This window comes from Vibrio spartinae (assembly GCF_024347135.1).
GTDB lineage: Bacteria > Pseudomonadota > Gammaproteobacteria > Enterobacterales > Vibrionaceae > Vibrio > Vibrio spartinae.
The window spans coordinates 2,505,259-2,523,611 of sequence record NZ_AP024907.1; the positions used below are offsets into that span (position 1 = coordinate 2,505,259).

The following is an 18,353-nucleotide window of genomic DNA, read 5'->3' on the forward strand; positions in this document are numbered from 1 at the left end:
ATTTTATTGCCCCTGCTCTACCATGTTTGCCGTCACCATTGCTCCCGGACGAATTTTTTGTAATCCGCTCACGATAACTTTTTCTCCGGCTTTCAGACCAGAATCAACCAGCCACTGAGACCCGACAATCCGGTTCGTGGTGATATCACGATCTTCGACTTTGTTTTCTGCATTAATCACCATGATGTGGGCCTGACCCTTATCATCACGCGTTACCGCAGCCTGTGGGACTAAAATCGCTTTTTCACGATATTCTGTCGGTAGATCAGCTCTCACGAACAGCCCGGGCAGAAGAACTTGATCAGGGTTAGGGAGTAGCGCACGCAGGTTCACCGTACCGGTTTTCTCATTCACCGTCACATCTGCAAACTGTAAAGTCGCTTCCTGCTCAATTTTCGTCCCGTCATCCAAACTCAATTTGATACCGCTAAGCTTCTTGTCACTGCTGGCAGTTTGTTTTCTCAGTTTCAAAAGTTCATTACTGGATTGAGAAAGATCGACATACAAGGGATCAAGTTGCTGAATCGTCGCCAAATAGTTGGTCTGATTGGCGGTAACCAGCGCCCCTTCGGTGACATTTGATTTACCTATCCGTCCGGAAATCGGTGCTTTAATATGGGTATAATTTAAATTGATCTGGGCAGATTTCACAGAGGCCTCGGCAGCCATCACTGCTGCGAGTGCTTCACGGTAAGTCGCGCGTGAATCTTCATAATCTTGCTCACTGATCGCACGGCTTTTCACCAATGTCCGATAACGCTCAGCCTGCAACTTTGATTTTTCTAATGTGGCTTGGGCTGAAGCTAAACTGGCCTTGGCACTATCCAGAGTTGCATCATATGTTGCAGGGTCAATTTGGTATAACACTTCACCTTTTTTGACTATGCTGCCTTCAACAAACAAGCGTTTAACAATAATACCAGCGACCTGAGGTCTCACTTCCGCCACCCGATAGGCACTTGTCCGTCCGGGGAGACGAGCCGTCAACTCGACAGGCTGATATTGGAGCGCAACAGCATCAACTGCGACAGCTTGTGGCTTCTGTGGGCTTGTCGCTTCAGCCTTGGTGCCATCCGGTTGGCATCCGACTAGCGCAAACACCAACCCGAAGGCGACCAATGACTGGCGATAAAGAGGGAAGGTTTTCGTCATGAATTACTCTCCTAAAACTATGCTACTAGCGCTGAAGTAACATTACTTCAACGCCTCATTCCTTATTCTGTACATGATTTTGTCATCATTGTGTTCACAGTGACACCGCGAAGAATTTCTACAAACCGACCAATCAAGCAGCATCAACCGTCATTCATATGTATTTGTCATAACGCCACTTTATCAGCCGTCACAAATCATACTGTCACAAAATGACAGAGAACTAACTATATTCTAGATATTTAACGGGTTAAAGTGTGGTTAATGATGGCCGTATTTTAAGCAATTGAAGTCATTAATATAATATATTTATCAATGCAGATTCAGAACGGAAGTGACAGAATAAGAAACAGGTGGAATAAAATCATCACAAGTATTATCTGTTCTCGGATCGGTATGATGATGTAAAAACCCAATCGCCATGATTGGGTTTACAAACCGTGAACAGCTCAATTTGAATCAAGAATGTGCTTTCGCCGTTTGAATATAAATATCTCTGAGCTGCAACGCGATTGGTCCCGGCTGGCCATCGCCGACAGGCTGATCATCGATTGCAACAACCGGCCAAACAAATGTGGTTGCCGAACTGATAAATGCTTCTCTGGCTTGCATGGCTTCTTCGATGGTAAATAAGCGTTCTTCAACAGCGATTCCGGTGTCTTGAACCAGCTTCATCAAAGCTGCCCGAGTAATCCCATGCAGGATATCATGACTCAATGGTCGTGTAACCAATGTTCCTTCTTGCGTCACGATATACGCATTACTGGATCCCCCTTCAGTCACGTATCCGTCTTCAATCAGCCACACATCATCAGCGCCTGCTGCGTGTGCTGCATGTTTTGCCAAACACGCCGGCAACAGGCTGGTCGTTTTTATATCCCGGCGTTTCCAGCGGATATCTTCAAATGAAATCACTTTAATGCCGTGCTTCACTTTCGGGCAATCAACCAATGCCTTGGCTTGAGTAAATAAAACTAATGTCGGCTCAATCGCATCTTGGTAAGAAAAATCACGATCCCCTTCATTGCCCCGGGTTAATTGCAGATAGATGCCCCCTTCAACCAAATGATTTTTTTCGATCAGCGTCTGCTGAATGGACGTCAGTTGTTCCGCAGTGGCTGGCATTTTAATACCCAGCTCACGACATGAGCGTTCCAGACGAGCAATATGCCCAGCATTATCAATCAGTTTGCCATCCAATACAGATGTGACTTCATAAACCGCATCGGCAAATAGAAATCCCCGGTCAAAAATTGACACTTTCGCTTCCGATTCAGGAACATACGCCCCATCGACATAAACAATCCGTTCCATAAGTAATTTTTCCTCTATCCCCACAGTTCTGGCCCAAAGGGCAGCATTTGATTTTTTTCAAACTCAAAACCATATCTAATATCCTGACTCAGTAATAACGGCCCATCCAGATCAACGACCTCAGCGCCCTGAGCAACGACAAATGCAGGGGCCATGCTGAGTGAAGAAGACAACATACAACCCACCATAACCTGTAATCCGGCGTCCTGAGCCGCTTGTTTCAATGCCAGTGCTTCGGTCAGCCCACCGGTCTTATCAGTCTTGATATTCACCATGTCGTACCGACCAATGACACGGCTCAGGCTTTGTCGGTCATGACAAGATTCATCTGCACAAATCGGGATCGGCCGATCCAATCCGTCTAAGACCCGATCTTCATCGGCATGAAACGGCTGCTCGATCATCGCGACATTCAGCTGCTCTAATTCAGGAATCAACGCTTGATACGTTTCAACATCCCAAGCTTCATTGGCATCAAGAATAATGGTTGCCTGCGGTGAACCACGACGCACTGCACGGACGCGCTCCAAATCCTCCGGGCCACCTAGCTTCAGCTTGAGCAGCGGCCGAAAAGCATTCGCGACCGCAGCCTCTTCCATCTTATGAGGTTTATCCAGCGATAAGGTATAAGCGGTTGTCAACGCACCAGGCATCATCTGGAGCCGTGACCAAATCGTGGTTTTCCCGAGCTTACATTCCAGATCCCACATGGCGCAATCGACCGCATTCCGGGCCGCTCCCGCGGGTAATAAGGGTTGGAGTTGTTGACGGTTAATCCCACATTTAACTTCAGGAAAAACCCCTTCAATCTGTGCGATAACACTGTCAATCGACTCCCCGTAACGGTTATAGGGAACGCACTCTCCTCTCCCGGTAAACCCATTTTTTTCAATCTCAACCACAATCGTTTCAGCGGAAGTCTTACTACCGCGAGAAATCGTGAAACTGCCTCGAATCGGCCAGCTTTTCCGATAGAGACGAATATTCATGAGCACGCCACCAGCTTTTCAACAATCCGTCCAACCCCCTGCCGGAAAGGGTCAACGACGGGTAATCCAAGCTGTTCTTCAAGCGCTGCCATATACGACAGTGCCGCTTGCTCATCCAGTCCCGACGTGTTGATCGATACCCCGACAAACTGAGCATTCGGATTGGTTAAACGTGCCGTTGCCAGGTTGGCAGCCATACAGACGTCAACATCCGGTAAGGCATAATCCGGCAGTCCTCGCATATGCTGACGCGTCGGTTCATGACACAACACCAGCGCATCCGCCTGAGAGCCATGAATCAATCCAGTGGTGACACCGGCAAACGATGCATGGAACAAGGAACCTTGTCCTTCAATGACATCCCAGTGATCTGGGCTGTTGGCGGGAGATATCGTCTCAATCGCACCAGAAATAAAGTCTGACACGACACAATCAGCACTAACCCCCTCTCCCGAAATTAAAATCCCTGTCTGACCGGTTGCACGGAAATCGGTATTCATGCCTCGGTCACGCATTTCTTTTTCTATCGCAAGAGATGTATACATTTTTCCGACGGAGCAATCGGTTCCTACCGTGAGCAAACGCTTACCCGTGCGCTTTTTACCAGTCGCAACCGGATAGGCCTGAGTCGGATAGCGCACATCAAACAGAGCACACTCCTGTTTCTCCGCACACGTCACTAAGGCGGGAATATCGGTTAACTTATTATGTAATCCCGATGCAATATCCATCCCGGCTTCTAACGCTTCAACCAGCACATTGATCCATTCATCAGAAATAATGCCGCCTCGGTTTGCAACACCAATCACCAACGTTTTTGCCCCAGCGGCCACGGCATCCGAAATGCTCATATCAGGCAAATCACAATCTGCATTGCAGCTTTCTAACCGAAACTGTCCGACACAATACTCTGGACGCCATGTTTTAATGCCTTGGGCAACCTTGGCGGCTAATGCATCGGCTGCATCACCTAAAAACAATAAATACGGTTTCTTCAGTTCCATCTCGCAATCACTCCATCCAAGTCAGCATAAATATAAAATGTTCATTATGGGTCAATCATCATTTACAGAGCAAAATACATGACAACATGAAGGAAAGGAAATGAGTAACAGAATCATTTTTGAGCACCCACATTGAATAAAAACTCAAAATAAGACAAATAAAAGAATAAAAATTCACTCAGTGCAGAGAAGAGCATATTATAGAAACCGCCACAGCTGTGGATTTTTTCAGAGTCTTATTCTAAACCCACAGACTGAATCAGAAAAATGCACGGCCTACACCCCTTTTTCAAATTTATATAATTTCACAGAACCAATCATTATTTAGTGATTCAAGCTGCCCAAGCAAACCAGACAGAATCTTACAAATATGTGATTTAAATCACTAAAATAATAATAATTCATGCATATCTCTTTCGTCGCTAATGCTGGCAATGCCTAATAATGGTGCAAATTGCACACATTTGGTGCTAAATGTGGATATCTGGCTGATCAAAGCTGATCCTTAAAATAGGAACCGCATGATGTTCACTCATGTACCTAATCAGTCACCAATTACATTAATCTCTTTATAAATTGAAATTTAAAACCAGAAAAAACAATATTTACAGCATAAAATGAAAGACAGTATCATAACAAATGTCGTTAACAACATTTCCCGGGTACATTCTACACAGATTTGGTTTCCCCACCTCGGTACGCAGTCAGCAAGACTCCCGTCATCTCAGAGCACTGGCCTATATATTGCTTCTTCTGCCTTGCTGCTTGGATATGATGGAAATCAATGGAAATTGCACAAATCTCATCCGCTGATGACAGGCTCGTTGAGTGACGCAGTAGGATACGGATGATGAATATGTTAATGATTAATATATGCATTGCTCAAGCAGGCGATATACACTGTTGTAACCAAAAATTAAAGATGATCTCTATGTTTGCCCAAATCAGGAACGATTATGATTACTGCTGAAGCGGTTATTGATTTAAGCGCATTAAGGAATAACTTCACTTTATTGAAATCCCACTGTGATAATGACACCAAACTGATTGCAGTTCTAAAAGGTGATGCTTACGGGCACAACGCCATCCAAGTCGCACGCGCACTACCACATGCGGATATGTTTGCCGTCTCTCGGATTGAAGAGGCGATTGAATTACGTGCAGCTGATATTCTGCAACCCATCTTATTATTGGAAGGTTGTTTCTGCCCGGAGGATCTCCAACTGGCTGCACAGCTCAATTTTCACACCACGATCCACTGTCTTGCGCAATTACAAGATTTCGAGCAAACACCACTGATGCAACATACCTCGGTTTGGTTAAAGTTAGATACCGGGATGCACCGCCTCGGTGTTCAAGCTGATGAAATCAGCACTTACATCTCTCGCTTGGAAAAAAGTGGTAAGGTCGCAGGTACGATTGGCTTTATCAGCCACTTTAGTTGTGCTGACGATTTGAATTCACATTCAACCCGCGCTCAACTTGAACGTTTTCAGACTCAGACACAACCGTACCCAGGGATGAAAACACTGGCCAACTCGGCTGGAATCCTATGCTGGCCCGATGCTCACTTTGATGCAGTCCGTGCTGGAATTGCCTTGTATGGCATTGCTCCGAGTATTGATGAAGTCGGTCAACAACGTCATTTGGCACCGGTGATGACATTACAGTCCAAGTTAATTGCCGTTCGTCGGCATCAGGCAAACCAACCGGTCGGCTATGGTGAAAACTGGACATCGGATCGAGACACTTACATCGGTGTGGTTGCAATGGGCTATGGTGACGGCTATCCGAGATCGGCCCCGAACGGCACGCCCGTCTATATAAATGGACGGATTGTGCCAATCGCCGGCCGGATATCCATGGATATGCTCACCGTCGATTTGGGACCAAATGCAACCGATCAGGTTGGAGACTCCGTTGAACTTTGGGGGAAACATGTACCGGTCGAACAAGTTGCCAAATTAGTCGGAACAATCCCATATGAGCTGGTAATTCAGTTGACTCGACGCGTTGTCAGAACCTTTATCAATGAATAAAAATCACAATATTGCCAGTTACATCGACTGAACCACAGCGGACGACTGCAATGTCTGACGAATCTTCGCCGCAAATTCAAGTGCATGGGCACCATCGCCATGAATACAGATGGTGTCGGCTTGAATGTCGACCCACTGCCCGTCGATAGCCCGAACTTTGCCTTGGCAAACCATATCAAGCACCTGATTCAGGGCCACATCGTCATCATCAATCAGCGCATCGGTGTGGTCGCGTGGGGTTAACGTCCCGTCAGGCTGGTAAGTGCGATCCGCAAAAACTTCATGAGCCACACGTAGCCCTTCGTTTTCTCCGGCATGAATCAGTGTACTACCGGATAAGCCATACAATACCAACGTCGGGTCAACATCTTTCACAGCCCGGGCAATTGCGGCTGCCAGCAACGCATCCTGAGCGGCCATATTGTATAAAGCACCATGCGGTTTCACATGATGCAAATACCCACCGGCAGCGCGAACAAACCCGTGTAACGCGCCAATCTGGTAAACCACCATGTCATAAGCTTCCTGAGGAGAAATCGCCATGACCCGACGCCCAAATCCAGCGAGATCCGGTAATCCCGGGTGTGCGCCAATGGATACACGTTTCTCTAATGCATGTCTGACTGTCTCACGCATCACCCCCGGATCACCCGCATGAAAGCCACAAGCAATATTCACCGAACTGACGAAATCCATCAGTGCAACGTCATTACCGAGTGAATACACCCCAAAGCTTTCTCCCATATCACAATTCAAATCGATGCTGTTCATATTGCCCTCACGGCTTAACTCGGTTTGATAACTGAACCCTTGCCATTTCCGTTCAGCGAGCAGTCAGTGCCAGTGTCACGCGTTGTAAATAACGCGCCTGAACGTCGGCAGCCATCCGTGCTTCAGCCAAAGAGACCGGCTGAAAATACACCCGCTCTCCCGGGCGTAGTTGACCTAAACGCCACAAATCACTGTCAATCACAACCGCCATTCTCGGGTATCCCCCACTGGTCTGCCCTTCAGCCGCCAGAATAATCGGCTGCCCATCCGGTGGCAATTGAATCACCCCGGGGAAGACCGCATGAGACAGGAGCTTGACCTCAGACTGCGACTCAATCGGTGCCCCTTCAAGCCGAAATCCCATCCGATTACTCTGGGGGCTCACTTGCCACCCGGTGGTGAAAAACTGTTCTTGAGCATGGGGAGAATAGTGCTCAAATTCAGGGCCGGTACAGACACGCATGATGGCATCGGGTACCGGTAATAAAAGACCAACGCGCTCATCGGCCACCACATCATCAATGTCGCGCCTTTCTCCGACAGACAGCCGATCGCCTTTTCGCAACGGCCGCCCTTCAATCCCACCGAAACCAGCCTGTAAATCGGTGGCAGCCGAGCCCATCACCAGCGGCACATCAATCCCACCCTGAATCGCCAGATAAGCACACAATCCCCGCTTAGACATATGAAGTTGTAAGCGCTGTCCGGCGTGGGCGCAGTAACACCATCCCGGATAAACAGGCACATCATCTAATCGGGCAAAGCAATCCGCACCGGTCAGTGCAAAACAAATATCGCCTTGAAAGAGAAACGTGCTAGTCCCGAACATGATTTCCAACCCGGCAGTATCGTCGGGGTTACTGACTAAACGATTGGCAATCGTCAGTGCCAGACCATCGAGCGCCCCGGCGCGGGATACCCCTTGATGACGAAATCCCTCACGCCCCAAATCCTGAACACTCACCAGCGGTCCGGTCTGTAGCACTTCAATCACTATGAACCTCCGCAATCGTGAACGTGATCCGATCCCCCGGTAGCCAGAAAGAAGGTTGTGCACGTTGTGGATCAAACAAAACCACATCCGTGCGTCCAATTACTTGCCAGCCTCCGGGAGAAGCATTGGGATAAACACCGGTTTGAGCGCCGCCAATCGCGACGGAGCCTGCTGGAGTTTTTGTCCGAGGGGAAGCATGTCGGGGTGTATGCAGTGCTTCAGGTAACCCACCAAGGTAAGCAAACCCTGGCTGAAAGCCTAAAAAATAAACGCGATATTCAGCCTCAGTATAAAGACGAATCACCGCTTCAATACTCAATCCGGCATGATCCGCAACATGCGCCAAATCCGGACCGTCTTCACCACCGAATGTCACGGCAATTTCCAGTTGTCGTCCGTCGATCAATACCATGTCATCGGCCGTCCAATAATGATCGAACAACTCACAAATAGGGTCATTTTCATCTGACCCATTGTCGATCATATTTGGCTGAACACGAACCGTCAGGTTATTCATACCGGGAACAACATCGACTATTTCAGGTCGGGTTCTAAGCTGTTCTGCGATTGCCCAGATTTTCTGTTGCTGAGGTAACGTCACCGGCTCCGGTGCCTGAAGCACATAGCTGTGTTCTCCTAACCGATAAATGTCAGGCATCTGCCCGGATTCTCTCACTTGAACCTCCCTCCATGTTAGTGATGTCGAACAGGACGACAATCCAAAGCAGAGAAATGCATTGATTCTGGTTTTGGCGTGTTGGTCTTAGCTGATGATTCTGACCGAATGGCGATGGATAAAGGCTTTCACCTCTTCAATCGGCATTGGTCTGGCGTAATACCATCCCTGCCCGACCACCGAGATATCTCGTTTACGCAAATACTCAACCTGTTGGATAGTTTCAATCCCCTCCAACACAATCGTGACATCCTCAAATCCTTCCAGTAGATCTAACATCATGTTCACGGTTCGTCCAGCAATCGTGTCAGTCCCCAACGCACTGGTAAACATCCGGTCAATCTTGATCTCATCCGTATAGATATCACTCAGCCACGACAAATTCGAGTATCCCGTCCCGAAATCATCAAGCGATACCCGGAAATGATTTAGTCGGAGCGCATCACACACGGAAACAACATCCTGACAACCAAAGGATGAACGTTCGGTAATTTCAAACATAACCTGATTGACATTGACTGAATACTTTTTCACAAGTTCAGTCACGCGCTCAATGAAAGATTCAGTCAGGTACTCATCCACAGCCAAATTGATGCTCAAGGTATATTCCGGATACTTTTGTAAAACTCGCGCCATATCTTGAATTGACTGCTCGATAACAAACAGAGTCAACTGTCGAATCTGTTTCATCTGTTCCGCCAAAGGAATAAAAACCTCAGGACTGATGGTTCCCAGCAGCGGATCATGCCAGCGACATAACACTTCAAACCCTTGGATCCGTTCATCTTTCAGCACAAATTTAGGTTGATATACCAACGAGAGTTGCCGATGTGCAATCGCCTTACGCAAGCGACTTTTCAACTGTTTTCCTCGGGAGGCAGGTATTCCCCAGACTTTATAACTGAGTAAGATAAAGAGGATAACAACCACAAAAGCAATCAGGATCGGGCCATTCAAAGCATGATAAATAAAAGGATGATTATCTCTGACCAACACACAGAGCGACGGTTTATGACGGCACTGTTTTTCAATCAGCAAACGGGACCAGCGCTCGTCCGGTTTAATTTCCGGTAACGTTGTATCTCCCAACTGTTCAAAAACATGTTTCAGGTTCGTGCTGCGGATTTCAACCGTATAATTGGTCGAAATATCAAACCCTTCAAAGGCTCGGGGGGCCGTCATCGCAATCACATTATCGCGAAAAGTCAGATCAATCGGAATATGATGTGGCGATGACTCAAACTGGTAACGTTTGACAAAAGAATAGCCATTGGACGTATATTGCGTTTCAGGTAACTGCAGCGGCCTCGCTAATTTTTTGAGCGTCAGACACTGAATCATCCCCCCCTCAATCCGGCCAATATCGGCAATAAAATGGTTGATATGCAGAATGTCCTGCATCAAATGCTCGTCTTCCAGACTACATGGAACCGTATCACTGTCGACCAGCAACTGTATCGCTTGACTCAGTTGCGTGGCGATGTGGCTAGCATGACTGAGGGTGAGATAAGCAATACTTTTCATTTCTTCACGATGAAATGTCGTCATCATCATCTGCGCAAAAAGACCAAGAAAAAGGATCGTAAGAAAAACCAATTGCATCGGTTGCTTCAAAGCTAAGACATATGATCTGATTTTACTTGTCTTGTGCAGTTTGTCGGATGAATGCTCTGCCATATGAAATCCTAGTTTGCGACTTCCGTACTTAGGTAATACCAACCGAGTCCCCTCCGACTCTATACAATCATCATACTAACTATTTTCGCCCTTAATGACAGTTTAGTTCACGAAATTCAATACAACCCATATTGGATCATCATGAGATGGCTGGAAATTATTATACAATTCTATACTAAAAATGTTCATTATTTGAATCATATACACAAATTAACTGAGTAATCTCTCAGTTTCTTCTCATTTCGCGTGCTCTCTTTCATCAGGGTACATTCGCATCATGCATCATGCATGATGACATCGGGCCATCCCTATCACGGGATTGGGTGTCCATCACCGATGAAACGATCAGCACGGGTTTCAGAAACAATCATTGGCAAACATCAATTGACATATGTCAATGAGCTGATTTATAGTTGCTGTCACTTACGATAAATCACATAAATTGCCTTGTCTCTGTTGTCAGTATTAAACAGACACAATGACATATATCAATCACTTTGTAGCGCAAGGAGCACTCATGAATATTACCAATGTCGCATTTATCGGCTTAGGCGTGATGGGATACCCAATGGCTGGTTATCTTGCCAAGGCAGGCTACCAGACTCACGTCTATAACCGAACGCACGCCAAAGCAGAAGCTTGGGAGCAACACTATTCCGGTAAATCGTACCCAACCCCGAAACTTGCTGCTGATGGCTGCGAAGCCATTTTTCTCTGTGTCGGCAACGATCAAGATGTCCGCAGCGTCATGTATGGCGATGATGGGATTATTGCCGGTGCGAAACCAGGCGCGATTATCATCGATCACACCACTACCTCGGCTGAGCTTGCGCTGGAGTTGGCCCAGGCGTGCCGAGAAAAAGGTATCTCATTTATCGATGCCCCTGTATCCGGAGGACAAGCCGGAGCCGAGAATGGCACGCTCACGATCATGTGTGGTGGTGAAGCTGACATCTTCAGCCAGATTCAACCTGTCATTGCCAACTATGCCAAACAAGCTGAATTACTCGGGACGCACGGACAGGGCCAGCGCTGTAAAATGGTCAACCAAATCTGTATTGCCGGAGTGCTACAGGGGTTAAGTGAAGCATTACAGCTGGCACAAGCAGCTCATTTGGATATCGAACAAGTGGTCAATGTGATCAAACACGGTGCTGCCGGCTCTTGGCAGATGGAAAACCGGGCTGTGACAATGTCACAAAATAAGTTTGATTTCGGTTTTGCCATCGACTGGATGAGAAAGGATTTAGGTTTCTGCCTGAATGAGGCCGCTCGTCACCAGATTGAGCTCCCGATGACGCAAGAGGTGGATGCCATGTACGCTCAACTTCAGGATCAAGGTCTGGGGCGGATGGATACTTCCGTGCTAATCAAAGCCTACGATACAGCATCAATATAAATTTCAATCATCCCCATGATTGATGAATACAACGCTCAGGCCGAAGCAACATTGCTTCGGCCTGAATTGTATGATGATAAATCAACAACTGTTTCAAAGTATACGGACACAGACCTTGATTGATTCATCAATATCAACAATTTAAATTTTGCACCGATATTCAATCATAAATAATCACCTTAAACTGAATGCCAGCCTGTAAATTCAGCCATATGAAAATCAATCATATAAAAATAGATCATTCTCATTGTGTCTATTTTATTACAGATTTGAAATATTATTCCATTTTTAAAACAAAATTTATCAATACCATTACCAAATATAATAAACATTATAAAGCAGAGAACTTATGAAATATTTCAAGAATAATTTGAAATGATGACTAATTTCAAAAAAAATCAAAAACAGAACCACCACCTCCAATGAGAGCTAGTCACATGGAATTAACAAAAAATACATTATAATTAATAAAATTGTATATAAATCAATGATTAATATCAAACACTCCTCCCCCAAATAAACGCCGTTATTCAACTAACCACCCTCCCCCTTAATATAACGTATGACATCTTATTTATTACTTGATAAATATCGCCACTTATTTATTTAACGCTTAAATCAACACCTGTAATACAGCAATTTATGATGATAGGCATATAAGTTATTACCTTATTTTTTTCGATAAAAATAACAGTTCAGTAATTAACTCAACAAATAACACAATCAAATTTTGACAGATTGTCATTAAGTCACTAATGGTTAGTGTGTTTGGTGAAATAATTTAACTTTAATTTATTTCCATATTTTACTGACAAATTTCTGGTTCTACCGAGTTATCACGCGTAACAAGCAAATCAGTCATCTCAAAAATTTATCTTCATTTATGGACTCAGGGCCGAGTCAGGGGGTGGATGAGCATTCATTTATGGATAGCAACAGATCATATTCAGCAATAAAAATAAATACTTAAAAAATAAATAGTTAAAAATAATTTAAAGGAGTAACAAATGAGAAAACAGCAAGTTTTCAAGAACCGTTGTAAGAAACAAACCCTAAGTATTGGGATCAGTCTGGCTTTAGCCGCTTTATCCGGTTCTGCATATGCAGGATGTACCTATGAAGTTCAGAGTGATTGGGGCTCCGGTTTCGTGGCAAGCGTGACGGTAAAAAATGATACTTCCAGCGTTGTATCAGCGTGGAATGTCGGCTGGGAGTACGCTCAAGGTGCCAAAATAACCAATAGTTGGAATACTGTCCTGTCTGGTGACAACCCATATATGGCAAAAAATACAGCCTCAAACGGTAATTTACAACCCGGCTCTAGCACCTCATTCGGCTTTCAAGGCACAGGTACTGCTGAAGTCCCAACGCTGACCGGTTCACTATGTGGTGATGGTGGTGACCCCGGCGACCCCGGTGACCCCGGCGACCCCGGCGACCCCGGCGACGGTGGCGATGGCAACCAAGTGGTCTTCCGCGTCAATGAAAATGGCCACATCACCAAAGATGATGTCGTCAAACCAGTTCATTGCGGCTCATGGTTTGGTTTAGAAGGTCGTCATGAACAACCGAATGATTCCGTCAACCCAAGTGGCGCGCCTATGGAACTTTACATGGGTAACACATTCTGGGCAAACAACAGTCAGGGAACCGGCCGGACGATCCAACAAACTATTGATGAAATCAAAGCAAAAGGGATCAACCTGATTCGTCTGCCGATTGCCCCACAAACACTGGATCCGGACGACCCTCAAGGTCAGCCTCGTGTCTTTAAAAACCATCCATCGGTACGCGCCACCAGCGCTCGTCAGGCACTTGAAGACTTCATCAAACTTGCTGACAAAAATGATCTCGATATCCTACTTGATATTCACTCATGCTCGAATTATCTCGGCTGGCGTGCCGGACGTTTGGATGCAACCCCCCCTTACGCAGATGCCAATCGTGATAACTACATCTACAAACGTGAAGACTACTCCTGTGGTACTGATGTAGGCCCCGGTGTCACGGTTCAGGAATACAATGAACAGAAATGGCTGGAAGACCTCCGTCAACTGGCGCGTTTCGCAGACGAGCTGAAAGTAAACAACATTCTCGGTATCGATATCTTCAACGAACCATGGGATTACACTTGGACAGATTGGAAAACATTGGCTGAGCACGCATATGAGGCCATCAACGAAGAAAACAAAAATGTGTTGATCTGGGTTGAAGGGATCAGTGGTGGCACATCAGACGGCACACCAAGCCCTCATGGTGATGAAGCAACCAATCCAAACTGGGGTGAAAACTTCTTCTCGATGGCGACAAGCCCACTAGACATTCCCAAAGATCGTTTAGTGCTGTCACCACATACTTACGGACCTTCCGTATCTGTACAGAAACAGTTTATGGATCCTGCACAACCAGAATGTGCTGGTTTGTCTGAAGAAGAAGCAGCCAAAGCCAAATGTAACATTGTGATTAACCCTGAACTGCTCAGAGAAGGCTGGGAAGAACACTTCGGTTATCTCAAAGATGAAGGCTATGCAATTGTAATCGGTGAGTTCGGTGGTCACTATGACTGGCCAGAGTCTGGCGCAATTCGTATCCAAGACTTGTGGGGTTACCTCCCTCGTTCTGATTACGATAAAAAATGGCAAAATGCGTTGGTTGACTACATGTCAGACAAAAACATCGAAGGCTGTTACTGGAGTATCAACCCAGAATCAGACGACACCGGTGGTTTGTATTCACATGCCTATGATGCACGGACCAATACGTCCGGTTGGGGTGAATGGACAGGCTTTGCCACTGAGAAATGGGAAATGTTAGAACGGTTGTGGGATTCAAACACCGTCAAGTAACAGTTGAGAATTGACCTCTCATGATCGTGAAAGGAGTTTCGATGAGAACACTCTACATTATATTTCTTGCGGGCGTCACGCTCGCAGGAACTGTACAAGCAAGTGTCAAAAATGGTGTTTATACAATTCAGTCAAAGGTCAGTGGTAAGTTAGTCGAAGTCGCGAGTGCTGACAAAAGTAATGGCGCCAACATTAGTCAATGGCCGGATAACGGCCATAACACACAGCGTTGGCTCATTACACAGCGCGATGACGGTTACTACTCCATCATTAATCTTAACAGTGCTAAAGCAATGGAAGTCTATAACGCTGGTAAGACGAATGGTGACAATGTCTCGCAATGGCAGTATTGGGGTGGTGATACCCAAAAATGGGACATTCGGGATCTGAATAACAACTACCATGTGCTGGTGAATAAAAACAGCGGTAAAGCGCTGGATTTATGGGACTGGGACACATCTGACGGTGCCAATCTTGATCAGTGGGAGGTCAATAACCTTGATGTTCAGCAATTTCGTTTAAGTTTAGTGAAAGCCTCTGGAGGCAAGCCGGTAGATACCTCATCCACCAATGGCAGAACCAATCATTGGCCACTCAGCGGTAACTTAGGCACACACGATCCAACGATCGCCTATGAAAACGGAACTTGGTGGGAATTTCAAACCGGCAAAGGTATCTATGGCAAAGTCAGTTATAACGGCTTGGACTGGAACCCGCGGCCATCTGTGTTCCCCAATGGCTTACGTTGGTGGTACACCTATGTGCCCGGTTTGGAAAATGATGACGTATGGGCACCGGATGTAAAATACTATAACGGTCGGGTATGGCTTTACTATGCTGTTTCAACATTTGGTTCCCGCGTGTCGGCTATTGGCTTGGCTTCGGCCTCAAGTTTAGCCGCCGGAGACTGGCAAGATCACGGTATGGTGATTCATACCACTGCTGCCAATAACTACAATGCCATTGATCCTGACTTAGTGATTGATAAAGCCGGCGATCCGTGGCTGACGTTTGGTTCTTTTGGCTCAGGTATCAAACTGGTCCGTCTCGACCCAATCACCATGAAACCAATTGGTGATCTGTTGAGTCTCGCAAGTCGTTCCGGTGGGATTGAAGCCCCGAGTATTGTGTATCGTCGCGGTTACTATTATCTGTTTGTATCCACAGGTCTCTGTTGTCGTGGCGTCGACAGTACCTACCAGATCCGTTATGGCCGGGCGACCGATATTACCGGTCCGTATCTGGATAAAAGTGGTAAAGACATGATGAATGGTGGCGGGACTTTACTCGATAAAGGCAGCAACAGATGGATTGGCCCCGGTGGTCAGGACATTGCCAACACCGATGTCATCGTCCGTCATGGCTATGATGCGACTGATGGCGGTAATAGTAAGTTGCTGATCAGCACTCTCAACTGGGATAGCAACGGCTGGCCGAGATATTAAGTTAAGCCAGTGTTCACTCAATATGGGCCACTTTCACGAGTGGCCCATTCATTTTTAACGTTTTCACCCCTGCCTCATCCTCTCCTGTCTCGAAACGATAAACAGATGAAAACATCTTGTTTCATAAATGACGCATTATGTTTGCAAAATACAAATTGTTTTTATTTTGCAAATATAATATGAGTACAACTGTATTGAATACTGGTTGCTATTTATTCAAATGAATAAAAATCAAATAGTTAAAAATAATTTAAAGTTGGCACGCATAGTGCAGTAGTTATAGTGACCCTTATTAAGCCGAGGGTCACCTAGCCAACTGACGTTGTTAGTGAACCAAATTGTTCATATCGATAGCCGATCACACCTTTGTGATTGGCTTTTTTTATGGATGTTTGATTCATCTTTCATGGACGGTAGGTCACGATGAAAATATCATGGTCAAAACTTCACCACTCCGATATGCTTATCTCGTTCTTTTCAAATGACGCTTGCTTAGCACAAGGATTGTCTATGCCAATTGAATTTCTTCTGACGTCACTGATTGTTGTTCTGCTCCCCGGTACGGGGGTGTTGTATACCGTATCGATAGGTCTGACTCGCGGAGCCAAAGCAAGTCTCTATGCAGCGCTCGGCTGTACCGCTGGTATTATTCCGCATTTGGTAGCCAGCGTCTTCGGGCTGGCGGCCATTTTACATACCAGTGCGGTCCTTTTTCAGCTATTAAAATATGTCGGCGTGATCTATCTGGCTTATCTGGCTTGGGGCATGTGGAAAGACGCCGGCGCACTGACCCTACAAAATGAAAACACATCTCAAACGGGTTACCTTGCTATTGCGTCCAAAGCCGTATTGATTAATTTACTCAACCCGAAACTGTCGATCTTTTTTCTCGCTTTCTTACCTCAGTTTGTCCCTGCACAACAGACGGCTCCGATACTGCACATGTTGCTCTTGAGTTTGGTGTTCATGCTGATGACCTTCATCGTGTTTGTTATCTACGGCATGTTGGCCGATAAAATTCGCCATGCCATCATCCAGTCTCCCAAAATTGTCCGGCGAATCCAGAAAAGCTTTGCCGGACTGTTTGTGTTAATGGGGATAAAACTGGCAGCAATGGAACGTTAATCATTCAGCGAGGAAGGTGACCTATCATCGAACGTTACGTTTCCTCTCTTCCTGAGCCGGAAGCTAGGCAAATAAAACTTTTGTGCAGGTGTTTGGGACGCAATCACATTCATTGATTTGATTAGCATTTTCGAATGCGCCCCAGTTCCTTTTGATGGATGCAAAAGGAACCAAAAGCATCTTTTTTGGGTTCAGTACGCGTTATCAGGGTCGGATTGATTCGCATCCTGCTCAAGATTTTTTGTTAGGGGATAATTGAAAAATCGTCCATGATTTTTCACCCTGAGTTCAGTGACCAAATTGACTGTTTAAGCATGTTTCACCCAATCCAAATCAACCACTCAACCAAGAAAACCATTCATGGAAGAATGGTTAGGCTTTTCCGGGCAGGACGCCCGTAAAAGCTGGTTCTGACCGACGCGTGACCAAGCCAAACAAAAAAGATTTTCTGGTTACTCTTGCATCTCGGCAAGAGTAACTGGAGCTCAGAAGCCTCTGAAACCGAAAAACGTAATTGTGCGTCAAATTCCAGAGCCAAAGGCTGGAATAAAATAGCAATGGCTTCCCTCAGGCAGAATAAATCAATCAATCCGCATCAAACAAACCCGTTCCACCACCGTTTTAAACTCTGGCTCGATTTGCGCGCACAATTTACTCAGCTTTTCGATATTGTGGGATTTGGGTAAGTAATTCGTACAGACAAGTAGCACGCAAGCGAAAAACTTTTCTGCCGATTGATGAAGTTCAAAAGCTGCTTGCTGAATGCGCTTCACTAACTAAGCTACGAAGTTTTACTGTTTCCATAATCTGAATACTAGATTTTTTTGTCCTGAGTAAATGTACGTTTTGTCATATTGTCACCTGTTAACTTATGAGGTGATGATCACAAACTGAAAATATTGAGGATAAGTGCAAGGAAACA

General features: G+C 45.8%; 13 protein-coding genes. 5 read left to right on the plus strand and 8 right to left on the minus strand.

The window, feature by feature from the left end; translation table 11 throughout:
- Nucleotides 1-3 precede the first annotated feature (3 nt).
- The 4 genes from OCU60_RS10945 to dgcN form a co-directional block, all read right to left on the minus strand.
- Nucleotides 4-1,152, minus strand: a complete 1,149-nt coding sequence (locus OCU60_RS10945; protein WP_074373363.1) for an efflux RND transporter periplasmic adaptor subunit — start codon at nt 1,150-1,152, stop codon at nt 4-6.
- Between the two features lie 459 nt (nt 1,153-1,611).
- Nucleotides 1,612-2,466, minus strand: coding sequence for a D-amino-acid transaminase (locus tag OCU60_RS10950; RefSeq protein WP_074373362.1), 855 nt, complete (start codon nt 2,464-2,466; stop codon nt 1,612-1,614).
- 14 nt (nt 2,467-2,480) lie between these two features.
- Nucleotides 2,481-3,455, minus strand: a complete 975-nt coding sequence (dgcA, locus tag OCU60_RS10955) for an N-acetyl-D-Glu racemase DgcA (RefSeq protein ID WP_074373361.1) — start codon at nt 3,453-3,455, stop codon at nt 2,481-2,483.
- Complete coding sequence (gene dgcN, locus OCU60_RS10960; protein WP_074373360.1) at nt 3,452-4,459, minus strand: N-acetyltransferase DgcN; 1,008 nt, start codon at nt 4,457-4,459, stop codon at nt 3,452-3,454. Before dgcN ends, dgcA begins: the two co-directional genes overlap by 4 nt.
- A 956-nt stretch (nt 4,460-5,415) precedes the next feature.
- Between dgcN and alr the strand changes: the two genes are divergently transcribed.
- The gene (alr, locus tag OCU60_RS10965) at nt 5,416-6,498 is read left to right on the plus strand and encodes an alanine racemase (RefSeq protein WP_074373359.1); all 1,083 of its coding nucleotides are present in this window, start codon (nt 5,416-5,418) and stop codon (nt 6,496-6,498) included.
- An 18-nt stretch (nt 6,499-6,516) separates the two neighbouring features.
- Here the strand turns inward: alr and OCU60_RS10970 are convergent, their stop codons facing one another.
- The 4 genes from OCU60_RS10970 to OCU60_RS10985 all read right to left on the minus strand — a co-directional run bounded on the left by OCU60_RS10970 (nt 6,517) and on the right by OCU60_RS10985 (nt 10,616).
- Nucleotides 6,517-7,269, minus strand: a complete 753-nt coding sequence (locus OCU60_RS10970; protein ID WP_074373358.1) for a LamB/YcsF family protein — start codon at nt 7,267-7,269, stop codon at nt 6,517-6,519.
- A gap of 52 nt (nt 7,270-7,321) precedes the next feature.
- The gene (locus OCU60_RS10975) at nt 7,322-8,263 is read right to left on the minus strand and encodes a 5-oxoprolinase subunit C family protein (protein WP_074373357.1); all 942 of its coding nucleotides are present in this window, start codon (nt 8,261-8,263) and stop codon (nt 7,322-7,324) included.
- Nucleotides 8,256-8,939, minus strand: coding sequence for a 5-oxoprolinase subunit PxpB (pxpB, locus tag OCU60_RS10980; RefSeq protein ID WP_205410498.1), 684 nt, complete (start codon nt 8,937-8,939; stop codon nt 8,256-8,258). The genes OCU60_RS10975 and pxpB overlap by 8 nt, the downstream gene beginning before the upstream one ends.
- An 87-nt stretch (nt 8,940-9,026) precedes the next feature.
- Nucleotides 9,027-10,616 carry an EAL domain-containing protein gene (locus tag OCU60_RS10985; RefSeq protein WP_074373355.1) on the minus strand — a complete coding sequence of 530 codons (1,590 nt, stop codon included), beginning with the start codon at nt 10,614-10,616 and terminating at the stop codon, nt 9,027-9,029.
- A gap of 517 nt (nt 10,617-11,133) precedes the next feature.
- Here OCU60_RS10985 and OCU60_RS10990 point away from each other — a divergent pair.
- The 4 genes from OCU60_RS10990 to OCU60_RS11010 all read left to right on the plus strand — a co-directional run bounded on the left by OCU60_RS10990 (nt 11,134) and on the right by OCU60_RS11010 (nt 17,431).
- Nucleotides 11,134-12,015 (plus strand): NAD(P)-dependent oxidoreductase, encoded by an 882-nt coding sequence (locus OCU60_RS10990; protein WP_074373354.1) that lies wholly within the window; start codon nt 11,134-11,136, stop codon nt 12,013-12,015.
- A gap of 1,007 nt (nt 12,016-13,022) precedes the next feature.
- Nucleotides 13,023-14,861 (plus strand): cellulase family glycosylhydrolase, encoded by a 1,839-nt coding sequence (locus tag OCU60_RS10995; RefSeq protein ID WP_074373353.1) that lies wholly within the window; start codon nt 13,023-13,025, stop codon nt 14,859-14,861.
- Between the two features lie 41 nt (nt 14,862-14,902).
- Complete coding sequence (locus tag OCU60_RS22950) at nt 14,903-16,306, plus strand: RICIN domain-containing protein (protein ID WP_074373352.1); 1,404 nt, start codon at nt 14,903-14,905, stop codon at nt 16,304-16,306.
- A gap of 510 nt (nt 16,307-16,816) precedes the next feature.
- A complete protein-coding gene (locus OCU60_RS11010) occupies nt 16,817-17,431 on the plus strand; it encodes a LysE family translocator (protein WP_074373351.1) in 615 nt (204 codons plus the stop codon).
- The last annotated feature ends 922 nt before the right edge of the window (nt 17,432-18,353 follow it).